This is a genomic window from Salinicola sp. JS01 (assembly GCF_030284585.1).
GTDB lineage: Bacteria > Pseudomonadota > Gammaproteobacteria > Pseudomonadales > Halomonadaceae > Salinicola.
The window spans coordinates 403,722-414,594 of record NZ_CP127244.1; the positions used below are offsets into that span (position 1 = coordinate 403,722).

Here is a 10,873-nt window from a genome sequence, read left to right on the forward strand (position 1 = left end):
TCAGTTGGCGGTGGCGATGACCCGATGTACGGCATCGAGGATCATCGCCAGGGAAATGGCGCCCGGGTCGGGCGTACCCACGCTCTTCTCCGCCAGCGGCCGGGCGCGGCCGAGCCGGGGCTTCAACGCCTGGGTCTCCTCGGCGGCGGTGTGGGCGGCCTGGGTGGCAGCGCCCCAGGCGCTGGCCAGATCGTCACCGGCGGCGATGCGCTGGTTCAAGGCGTCGCTGAACGGCACCAGCGCATCGACCAGCGTCTTGTCACCGAGCTGGGCCTTACCGAATTCCATCACGTCCTGCTTGGCCTTGGCCACCCCGCGGGCGTAGTGCTCGGCCTGCGGTGCCGCCTCGTCGCCCAGGGTCAGGCTCAGGGCATTGAGCATGACGCCCCAGATCGCGCCGGAGGTACCGCCGGCGCGGTCCGACCACGCCTCGGCGGCCAGCCGCAGCAGGGTGCCTGCCCCGGCACCGCGGGCCAGCGCCTGTTCCGCCGCCTCGGCGGCGGCCACCGCGCCACGCTGCATGCCGATGCCGTGGTCGCCGTCGCCGGCGATGGCGTCCAGCTTGCCCAGCTTGTCGACGTTGGCATTGATCACTTCGCGGGTGGCGCGCAGCGCCTGTGCGACGCAGCGCGCCGCGTCCTGGGAGGCCTGGCTGGCGGCGGGGATCTCATCGGCATCGGGGATGTCGAGCGCCGCGGTGTCGATCGGCGGCGCCGGGTTGAGGCTGCCCTTGCGATAGGCCGGAGTATCGGCGGGCGCCCGCCACAGCCGTTCGAGCTCGTCGTCGAGCCAGAACAGGGTCAGCGAGGCGCCGGCCATGTCGAGACTGGTGACCAGTTCGCCGACCTCGGGCTCGACGATCTCGATGCCGGCTTCCCCCAGCAGAGCGTGGACCCGGCGATAGACCACGAACAGCTCTTCGTACTTGATCGAACCGAGCCCATTGAGTAGTACCGCAGCACGGGCGCCGCGCACCGATTCGACACCGTCGGGCACCTCCTCTAACAGGTGCGAGACCAGCAGCTCCGCCAGGGCGTCCGCGCTGGGCACGTCCTGCTCGCTGATGCCCGGTTCGCCGTGGATGCCCAGGCCCACCGCCATCTTGCCCGCAGGCACGTGGAACAGCGCGTCGTCGGCGCCAGGCAGCGTACAGCCATCGAACGCCACGCCCATGGAGCGGGTGCGCAGATTGGCGCTGCGCGAGATGCGCACCACCTCTTCCAGCGAGTAGCCCGCCTCGGCCGCCGCAGCGGCCACCTTGAACACGGTCAGGTCGCCGGCGATGCCGCGGCGTTTGTGCAACTCCTCGCGATCGGCACTGGAGATGTCGTCGATCACCGCGACGATCTCGCAGGGGATGCCCTCACGGATCAGCCGCTCGCGGGCCTGACCGAAGTGCAGCACGTCGCCGGCATAGTTGCCGAAGCTCAGCAGCACGCCACCGCCGTTGTTGGCCGCCTTGCACACGTTGTAGACCTGCTGCGCCGAGGGCGAGGCGAACAGATTGCCCATCACCGCACCGTGTGCCAGGCCCTGGCCCACCAGGCCGGCGAACGCCGGGTAGTGCCCGGAGCCGCCGCCAATGACCACGGCGACGGTGCCCGGCTCGCTACGAGTGCTGCGGATGACCCCGCCAGGTACCTGACAGACCCGCTGCGCATGCGCGGCGACGAAGCCCGCGGTGGCTTCGTCGACGAAGTTCACTGGATCGTTGTAGAGGCGTGTCATGACCGACGCTCCCGGGTTGGATAAGTGGATAACGGTGCGGCTGGCCGGGCCGGAATGACCGCGGAACCAAGGGTGATATTTTGTTCTTTGGCTGCGCATATGGTTTTGCGCGCAATGTCAGCCTCATCATAGCGGCGACAGGGGCAGCGGATATGCGACTTTGGTGGTGATTTTGCGCCATCTCGCGCGATTCCACACAGCCTCTCGTGGCGCCTACGTAGCGCCTGGTGGGCTGATTTCACTCGCCTGGCCGACGTGCTAGGTGCGTTTTTGTCGGATAGATTCGATCATATGAAGTCTATTTGTTCATATGAGCATGATCGGTCTATGATGTCGCCGTCGACAACCGACGTCAGAGACGGCAACCGGAGGTGAGCGATGGCAGAGCAGTGGCGAGTGGCGGTGGGCTGTGACGAAGCCGCCTATGAGATGAAACAGGCGATGATCGATCACGTGCGTGGGCTCGGCCACGAGGTCGAGGATTTCGGCACCCACGACGGTAAGCCGATCCTCTACCCGGATGTCGCCTTCGAGATCGCCCAGGCAATCGCCGAGGGGCGTTTCGATCGCGGCGTGCTGATGTGTGGCACCGGCATCGGCGTGGCGATCTCGGCCAACAAGGTGGCGGGCATTCGCGCGGCCCAGGCCCACGACACCTACTCGGCCGAGCGCGCGCGCAAGAGCAACGATGCCCAGATCGTGACAATGGGGGCGCGGGTGATCGGGGTCGAGCTGGCCAAGGTGATAGCCACGACCTTTCTCTCCAGCGAGTACGAGCCGGGTGGACGCTCGCAGCCCAAGATCGACCGCATCGATGCCTACGAGCGCGAGCGGCGCTGAGGCACTGATCAGCGCCACCTTGCCTCTGTGCCCGCGATGATTCAGCGCCCGCGACTCTTCCTGAGTCGCGGGCGCTGTCGTTGTGGGCGCTGTCGTTGTGGGCGCTCTCGTTGTGTGTGGGGGGGCGGGTGGGTGCGATGTACTCTGGTTGCGTGTCTGGCGTATGCGGTCCGGGCGCTTCTGCTTTCTGGTGAAGCGAGTATTTGAGAGTCAGCGTGAACATATGATCTATGTGGTGTCGCTCTGATCAGGCAAAAAGGGCGGTTCAGGTTGGCGAAAGCCCCTGAGCTGCATGCTTCAACTTTAGTCTCGTGCGATTCGGTAAGTGCATTTTAAATCTATGAATAACATGAGCTTATTTTTTGTTTGCCTAAAGTCTTAGGCGCTGTGGTGGTCTTCCGCGTTGATGTGGTTTCGTCGATTGCGCTAAAAACATATGACCAAATATTGATCATGTGTTTAAGCCCCGGAGGCGATCATGTCCGAATCCACCACCACCTCCCCGCAGCAGGCGACTGCCAGCGAGATTCCCAAGACCATGAAAGCCGTGGTGGCCTACGCCCCCGGCGACTATCGCTATGAAGAGGTGCCGGTCCCCGAGATTGATGACAAGGAAATTCTGGTCAAGGTCGAGGGGTGCGGTATCTGTGCCGGTGACATCAAGTCCTACGACGGGGCGCCCAGCTTCTGGGGCGACGAGACCCAGCCCGCCTACATCAAGGCGCCGATGATCCCGGGCCACGAGTTCATTGGCCGGGTGGTCAAGGTCGGTGCCCAGGTCGAGGGCTACCAGCCCGGCGATCGGGTGATCTCGGAGCAGATCGTGCCGTGCTGGAACTGCCGCTTCTGCAACCGCGGCCAGTACTGGATGTGCGAGAAGCACGACCTCTACGGCTTCCAGAACAATGTCAACGGCGGCATGGCCGAGTACATGAAGTTCACCAAGGAGGCGATCAACTACCACGTGCCCGAGGAGCTGCCGCTGGAGAAGGCGATCCTCATCGAGCCCTACGCCTGCTCGCTGCATGCGGTGCAGCGCGCCCGAATCGAGCTGGGCGACGTGGTGGTGCTCTCGGGTGCCGGCACCCTGGGGTTGGGCATGGTCGGGGCGGCCAAGAAGGCCGGCGCCGAGAAGTTGATCGTGCTCGATCTGTTCGACGAGCGTCTGGAGCTGGCCAAGCGCTTCGGTGCCGATCTCACCCTCAACCCCAAGCGCGACGACGTGGTCTCGATCATCAAGGAGATGACCGGCGGCTACGGCTGCGACGTCTACATCGAGGCGACCGGGCATCCCAAGTCGGTGGAGCAGGGGCTATCGATGATCCGCAAGCTGGGGCGCTTCGTCGAGTTCAGCGTGTTCAAGGACCCCGTCAGCGTCGACTGGAGCATCATCTCCGACCGCAAGGAGCTCGATGTGCTCGGCTCCCACCTGGGCCCTTACTGCTATCCGCTGGTGATCGAGGGCATCCGCAACGGTGACTTCCCCACCGAAGGCGTGGTCACTCACAAGCTGCCGCTGGAGAAGTACGAAGAGGGCTTCGAGCTGATGAAGAGCGGGGCCAAGTCGCTGAAGATCGTGCTGATCCCTTGAACCTGAACCGTCGCCCACCGGCTCGGCGGGCGGCGGCGCACAGCGCCTGACAGGAGGGCTCTGGTCATGAGTGCAACCGTTGCAGCCCGGCCGCGCAGGCCCGGCAAGACACGCCGACGGGTGATCCTGGGGGCCGTGGTGGTGGCGGTCATCGCCGCCATGGCGTGGGATACCACGGTGGTGGAGATCGGCCACGAGGCGGAGCTGGCCGGCGGCTTCTCCGCCGCCACCTACGGCAGCGAGCATTTCCCGGCGATCCAGAAGAGCGTGGAGCAGCGCGCGGTGCCGGCCGCTGAGCTGGCCACCGCGGTGCTCGCGGATGCTAGCGCCGCCGGGCAGAAGTACGGCGTCGGCGACAGCTTCGGCCCGGTGGTGCCGGTGACCTTCACCGGCGTGGTGGGCGAGGCGCGCTCGGGCATCTATACGGTGGCGGTCGAGGGTGTGCCGGCGGCGATCACCATTCGCGTGCAGACCGGCCCGGCGATCAACGGCACCGACCTGCGCGATGCCACCGGCGAGATCAGCTTCGGCGAGTTCACCAACCAGATCGAGTACCAGAACGCCGGCTCCTCGATCAACGATGCCATGAAGGCCGCCGTGCTGGCGGACATCGACACCGCCGACCTGAGTGGCAAGACGGTGACGGTGACCGGCGTGTTCAAGCTGATCAACCCCAAGAACTGGCTGGTGACGCCGGTGAGGATGGACGTCGAATGAGTCACCTAGACAGCACCGCGGCTGCCACCGGCGACGCCCGGCGCGACGACGAAGTGGTGCTTTCGGCCCGCAACGTGGCCAAGTCCTTCGGCAGCGTGCAGGCGCTGAAGACGGTCAATTTCGATGTCTTCCGCGGCCAGGTGACCACCCTGTTCGGCGAGAACGGGGCGGGCAAGTCGACCCTGATGAAGGTGCTTTCCGGGGTGATCCAGCCGACCTCCGGCGAGATCGTGCTCGACGGTGAACCGGTGCGCTTCGCCTCGACCACCGATGCCACCCGGCTGGGCATCTCGATCATCCACCAGGAGCTGAGCCTGGCGCCCAATCTGAGCGTGCGCGACAACATCTTCATGGGCCGCGAGATCAAGGGCCCGACGGGGATCGACTTCGCCGAGGAGGCGCGCCAGACGCGGGCGCTGATGGAGGCGCTGGACGAGCCGATCGATCCACTCACGCCGGTGGAGGATCTGCGTCTCGGCCAGCAGCAGATCGTCGAGATCGCCCGCGCGCTGTCGGTCAACTCGCGCATTCTGATCATGGATGAGCCGACCTCGGCGCTGTCGGCCTCCGAGGTCGAGGTGCTATTCCGGGTCATTCGCGATCTCAAGAGTCGCGGCGTGTCGATCGTCTATATCTCCCACCATCTGGAAGAGGCGCTGACCATCACCGATCACGCCGTGGTGCTGCGCGACGGGGTGATGACCGCCTACGCCAAGCGTGCCGACATCGATCTTGAGTGGATCGTGCGCAACATGGTGGGCGACAACTTCGACCTTGGCTCGCCGCCCACCGGACATACCATCGGCGAGGTGGCGCTGGCGATCGAGGAGGTCAGCGTGGCCGACGTCAACGTGCCCGAGCGCTCGGTGGTCGACCGCCTGTCTCTCACGGTGCGCGCCGGCGAGATCGTCTGCATCTACGGGCTGATGGGCGCGGGGCGCACCGAGCTTCTGGAGTGCATCGCCGGGCGCGTGCCACTGAGCGGCGGACGAGTGCTGCTGGAGGGCGTCGACGTCTCCCGCCTGAGCATCGCCGAGCGCATCGACAACGGCCTGGTGCTGGTCCCCGAGGATCGCCAGCGCGACGGCCTGGTGCAGACCATGTCGGTGGGCGAGAACCTGTCGCTGGCGAGCATCAAGGCGTTCACCAAGGGGCTTCTGACCTCCGGCAGCCGCGAGCGCGGGGTCATCGACGAGTCGATTGCCAGCGTGCACATCAAGACCGATGGGCCGCGCGCCGACATCGGTTCGCTCTCCGGCGGCAACCAGCAGAAGGTGGTGATCGGCAAGATGCTGGCGACCCACCCGAGGGTGGTGCTGCTCGACGAGCCCAGCCGCGGCATCGACATCGGGGCCAAGGCCGAGGTGTTCAAGCTGCTGGCCGAGGGCGCGGCCCGGCAGGGGCTGGCGGTGATCTTCTCCACTTCCGAAGTCGGCGAGTGCCTGAGTATCGCCCACCGCATCGTGGTGATGAGCCGGGGACGCATCGCCGCCGAGTTTGGCGCCGATGTTTCCAAGGAGCAGATCATGGCCGCCTCCGGGGAGTCGGTGGTCGCCTGAACGGATGATCGCTCGAGGGCCGCCTGAGCGCGTTACGCGCCGGGTCGCGCCGACAGACGTTGTGGATTTCATGAAGGAGTCGTTTATGTCCAATCACAGTCACACAGCGCGGCGTCAGGGCGGAGGCTTCGATCTGGGGCGCATGCTGCTCGAAGGGCGCGCCTTCTTCGCCCTGATCGCGATCATCGTGATCTTCTCGCTGCTGTCGCCGGTCTACTTCTCGACCGGCAATTTCCTGACCATGTCGTCCCACGTGGCGATCTTCGGGCTGCTCTCCATCGGCATGCTGCTGGTGATCCTGACCGGCGGTATCGACCTCTCGGTGGGGTCGACCCTGGGCCTGTGCGGCGTGGTCGCGGGCTTTCTGATGCAGGGTGTGACGCTGGATGCGTTCGGCGTCACGCTGTATCCGCCGGTGTGGGTGGTGGTGATTCTGACCTGTGCGGTGGGGGCCTTCATCGGCGCCATCAACGGCGTGCTGATCGCCTACTTCAAGGTGCCGGCGTTCGTCGCCACCCTGGGGCTGCTCTACGTCGCCCGCGGGGTCGCCCTGCTGATGACCGACGGCCTGACCTATAACAACCTCGGCGGCGATCCGGCACTCGGCAACACCGGCTTCGACTGGCTCGGTTTCAATCGCCTGTTCGGCGTGCCGGTGGGGGTCTGGGTGCTGGCGATCGTGGCGGTGGTCACCCTGCTGGCGCTGGCGCGCACGCCGTTCGGACGCTGGGTCTACTCCACCGGCGGCAACGCCCGCGCCGCGGAGCTCTCCGGGGTGCCGGTCAAGCGCGTCCAGGTCTCGGTCTATGTGCTCTCGGGTATCTGTGCGGCGATCGCCGGGCTGGTGCTGTCATCGCAGCTCACCTCCGCTGGCCCCACCGCGGGCACCACCTACGAGCTGACCGCGATCGCCGGGGTGGTGATCGGCGGTGCGGCGCTGACCGGTGGTCGCGGCGGCGTGCGCGGCACGCTGCTGGGGGCCTTCGTCATCGGCTTTCTGTCCGACGGCCTGGTCATCATCGGGGTCTCCTCCTACTGGCAGACCGTGTTCACCGGCGCGGTGATCGTGCTGGCGGTGCTGCTCAACAGCATTCAGTACGGCGGACGGCGCAAGACAGCCGCGCAGACGTCCGCGACGCCCTCTTCTCCCGCTGCGTCTTCGGGGCAGGCCCCGGGCGACGGGAAAAGCCCAGCCGCCAAGCCGGCAACCCAGCATTGAGGTGGTGCCCAAGCCGCACCCCTCGACGCCACTGACTCAGACAACGACTCGTACAACGACAGACAACCGCAAAAGAAGGGTGACCATCATGCTCAAGACAGGAAAACGCCTGCTGATCGCAGCCCTCGCCCTGAGTGCGCCGCTGCTCGCCGGTAGCGCACTGGCGCAGGACAAGGGGCTGATCTCGATCATCGTCAACGACCCCTCCAACCCCTACTGGCTGACCGAGGGCAAGATCGCTCAGCAGACCGCCGAGGAGCTCGGCTACTCGGCCAACGTCAGCGCCCACAAGGGCGATACCAACACCGAGAGCCGCCAGATCGACACCGCGATCACCAACAAGGCCAAGGCGATCATTCTCGACCCGGCCAATGCCGATGGCTCGGTGGGCGCGGTGCGCAAGGCGGTCGACGCCGGCATCCCGGTATTCCTGGTCAACGCCGAGATCAACCAGCAGGGTCTGGCCAAGGCGCAGCTGGTCTCCAACAACGCCCAGGGAGCGGCAGTGGGTGCCCAGCAGTGGGTCCAGGCGGTGGGCGATTCGGCCAAGTACGTCGAGCTCAAGGGTGCCCCCTCGGACAACAACGCCGCGACTCGCTCCAACGGCTACCGCACCGTGCTGAGCCAGTATCCGGACCTGCAGAAGGTGGGTGAAGACGTCGCCAACTGGGACCGCACCCAGGGCTACAACAAGATGCAGAGCCTGCTGCAGGCGCACCCCGACATCCAGGGGGTGATCAGCGGCAACGACGAGATGGCCCTCGGCGCGATCGCCGCGCTCAAGGAGGCGGGCAAGCTGAAGGACGTCGTGGTCGGTGGTTTCGACGGCTCCCCCGACGCGGTGGATGCGATCAAGTCCGGCGAGCTGGCCTATACCGTGCTGCAGCCGGTGGCGATCTTCTCCCGGGCCGCGGTGCAGATGGCCGACAAGTACATCCAGACCGGCAGCACTGGCCTGAAAGGGGAAAAGCACCTGTTCGACTGCATCCTGATCACCCCGGACAACGTCGACAAGTACGTCTCGCCCTTCGTGCTCAAGCAGTAACTATCAAGCAGTAACCATCAAGCAGTAACCATCAAGCAGTAACTATCCGGCGGCCCGGCCGCCGGTCGTGACCTCTTCTCGCCGCGGGTATCCCCCCGCGGCGAGTTCGTTGGCGTTGGCGCGTGAAAGGCTGGCTGGGGAATGGATGTCTGATTGCGACCCGATAGGCTGGGGGAGGGCTAGCGTCGAATCAGGCGATAGCGGATACCCGCCTCGTCCAGCGCCTCGCGCTGTGGCGCTGCCAGACCTGCGTCGATCAGCACCAGGTCGAATTCGCTGAGATCGGCCAGCCGGTGCAGCGCGCTGTGGCCGAACTTGGCGCTGTGCACCAGCAGTATGCGGCGCTCGGCGGCGGCCATCTGGGCGCGTTTGATCTGGGTCACCGCCGGGTCCTGCACATAGGCGGTGGTGCCGAGGATCGCCGACGCCGAGAGTACCGCCACATTGGCGCGTAGGTTGGCCAGTGTCTGCTCGCAGAGCAGGCCGAAGGTGGCGTTGAAGCGCGGCTGGTAGTCGCCGCCCAGGGTGATCAGGCGGATGTCACTGGTCGCCTTGAGCTGCTCGATGCTCGACAGACCGTTGGTGATCACGGTCAGCGGTGCGCGCTCCGGCAGCAGCGCGGCGAGCGCGGCGCAGGTGGTGGAGTCGTCAAGGATCAGCGCCTCGCCGGCGGCGATCTCCTGCAGCGCGGCGCGGGCCAGGGCGCGCTTCTCGCCGGCGGCGAGCTGGGTGCGCAGGGCGAAGTTGCTCTCGAACACGCTCGAGGCGCGGGTAGTGACGCCGCCGTGCTGCTTGTTGACCATGCCCTGGGCAGCGAGGGCATCGAGATCGCGGTGCACCGTCATGCGGCTGACGCCGAAGCGGGTGGCCAGCTCGTCGACCTGTGCGGCGCCGGTCTGGATCACATAGTCGAGCAGTGCCTGGCGGCGCGCGGTGGCGTCCCGCTGGCGTTTGGGGGTGTCAGGCATCCTGGGTCAGCACCACCTTGATCGAATCGCGCCGGGCGGCGATCTCGAAACCGCGCTCGAAATCACTGAGCGGCACGCGATGGGTGACGATGCCGCGGGTGGTCACCAGGCCGCGGGCGAGCAGGTCGATCGCCACCGGATAGGTGTGGGGCGAGAGGTGCGAGCCGCGAATGTCGAGCTCCTTGCGGTCGCCGATGGTCGACCAGTCGACCTGGGTCGGCTCCTTGAACACGCTGAACTCGACGAAGCGGCCCAGCTTGCGCAGCGCCTCCAGCCCCTGGATCACGCCGCTGGGCGAGCCGGTGGCGTCGATATAGACGTCGCAGCCGTAGCCGTTGGTGAGGGCACGCACCTCGCCGGCGATGTCATCGCGATGCGGGTTGAAGAGATGTTCGGCGCCGTACTCCCGAGCCAGCTCGAGGCGGTCGTCGTGGGTGTCGACCAGGATCAGCCGCTTGGGCGTCTTGAGCCGGGCGAGCTGGACCATGGCCAGGCCGATCGGGCCGCCGCCGGCGATCACCACGGTATCGTCGAACTGGATCTCGGCGCGGTTCACCGCATGGATGCCGCAGGCAAGGGGTTCCAGAAAGGCGGCATCCTCCACCGACAGCCGTGGGTCGACCGGGTGCAATACGGCATGCTCGGGTACGCGCAGGTACTCGGCCATGCCGCCATCGGCGACGCCGCCCTGGAAGCCGAAGATATGGTGCACCTCGCACATCCAGTAGTGACCGCGCTGGCAATAGAAGCACTGGCGGCAGGGAATGATCTGCTCCGGCACCACGCGCTGGCCTAGCGTCACGCCGCCGAAGTGTTCCGCCGCGCCCTCGCCGAGGGCCACGATCTCGCCGGCGAATTCGTGGCCGACAATCATCGGCGGCTTGACGAAAGCGTCGAAGCGCTCGCCGTCGCCCCAGTACATGGCGGCGCCGTCGCGGCACTTGAGATCGCTGCCGCAGATGCCGCAGGCATGAATCTTGAGGATCAGCTCCCGTGGCCCCGGGCGCGGCGTGGCCACCTGCTCGAGTCGGTAGTCCCCCGGGCCGTGGCAGACCACGGCGTGCATGGTATCGGGCAGCGGGGCGGCGCGACGGGCGTCAGTGCTGGAGGCGGGGCTTGGCATGCGGCTCTCCCGAATGAGTGAACGGGCAGGGGCCCTGGAGGTCGTTCCTTGAAGTCGACCCTGAAAATCTACGTCCATTCATA

Annotated in this window: 9 protein-coding genes; 6 read left to right on the top strand and 3 right to left on the bottom strand. The window is 66.3% G+C overall.

Annotation, left to right across the window (positions count from 1 at the left end; genetic code table 11):
- Entirely contained in the window at positions 1 to 1,728 is a 1,728-nt protein-coding gene (locus QO259_RS02040; protein WP_285951617.1) for a dihydroxyacetone kinase family protein, read from the bottom strand.
- A 378-nt stretch (positions 1,729 to 2,106) separates the two neighbouring features.
- On the opposite strand from QO259_RS02040, the gene rpiB reads away from it, so the two are divergent.
- From rpiB to QO259_RS02070, 6 genes are all read left to right on the top strand, one after another.
- Positions 2,107 to 2,568, top strand: a complete 462-nt coding sequence (rpiB, locus tag QO259_RS02045; RefSeq protein ID WP_207034117.1) for a ribose 5-phosphate isomerase B — start codon at positions 2,107 to 2,109, stop codon at positions 2,566 to 2,568.
- A gap of 478 nt (positions 2,569 to 3,046) precedes the next feature.
- Positions 3,047 to 4,159 carry an MDR/zinc-dependent alcohol dehydrogenase-like family protein gene (locus tag QO259_RS02050; RefSeq protein ID WP_207034100.1) on the top strand — a complete coding sequence of 371 codons (1,113 nt, stop codon included), beginning with the start codon at positions 3,047 to 3,049 and terminating at the stop codon, positions 4,157 to 4,159.
- A gap of 66 nt (positions 4,160 to 4,225) precedes the next feature.
- Complete coding sequence (locus QO259_RS02055; RefSeq protein WP_285951618.1) at positions 4,226 to 4,876, top strand: DUF2291 family protein; 651 nt, start codon at positions 4,226 to 4,228, stop codon at positions 4,874 to 4,876.
- Complete coding sequence (locus tag QO259_RS02060) at positions 4,873 to 6,435, top strand: sugar ABC transporter ATP-binding protein (RefSeq protein ID WP_285951619.1); 1,563 nt, start codon at positions 4,873 to 4,875, stop codon at positions 6,433 to 6,435. The genes QO259_RS02055 and QO259_RS02060 overlap by 4 nt, the downstream gene beginning before the upstream one ends.
- An 85-nt stretch (positions 6,436 to 6,520) precedes the next feature.
- The gene (locus tag QO259_RS02065) at positions 6,521 to 7,654 is read left to right on the top strand and encodes an ABC transporter permease (RefSeq protein ID WP_035472231.1); all 1,134 of its coding nucleotides are present in this window, start codon (positions 6,521 to 6,523) and stop codon (positions 7,652 to 7,654) included.
- An 88-nt stretch (positions 7,655 to 7,742) separates the two neighbouring features.
- Positions 7,743 to 8,699, top strand: a complete 957-nt coding sequence (locus tag QO259_RS02070; RefSeq protein ID WP_207034095.1) for a D-ribose ABC transporter substrate-binding protein — start codon at positions 7,743 to 7,745, stop codon at positions 8,697 to 8,699.
- A gap of 179 nt (positions 8,700 to 8,878) precedes the next feature.
- Here the strand turns inward: QO259_RS02070 and QO259_RS02075 are convergent, their stop codons facing one another.
- Positions 8,879 to 9,667 carry a DeoR/GlpR family DNA-binding transcription regulator gene (locus tag QO259_RS02075; protein WP_285951620.1) on the bottom strand — a complete coding sequence of 263 codons (789 nt, stop codon included), beginning with the start codon at positions 9,665 to 9,667 and terminating at the stop codon, positions 8,879 to 8,881.
- Complete coding sequence (locus QO259_RS02080) at positions 9,660 to 10,790, bottom strand: zinc-binding dehydrogenase (RefSeq protein WP_207034089.1); 1,131 nt, start codon at positions 10,788 to 10,790, stop codon at positions 9,660 to 9,662. The genes QO259_RS02075 and QO259_RS02080 overlap by 8 nt, the downstream gene beginning before the upstream one ends.
- Between the last annotated feature and the right edge of the window lie 83 nt (positions 10,791 to 10,873).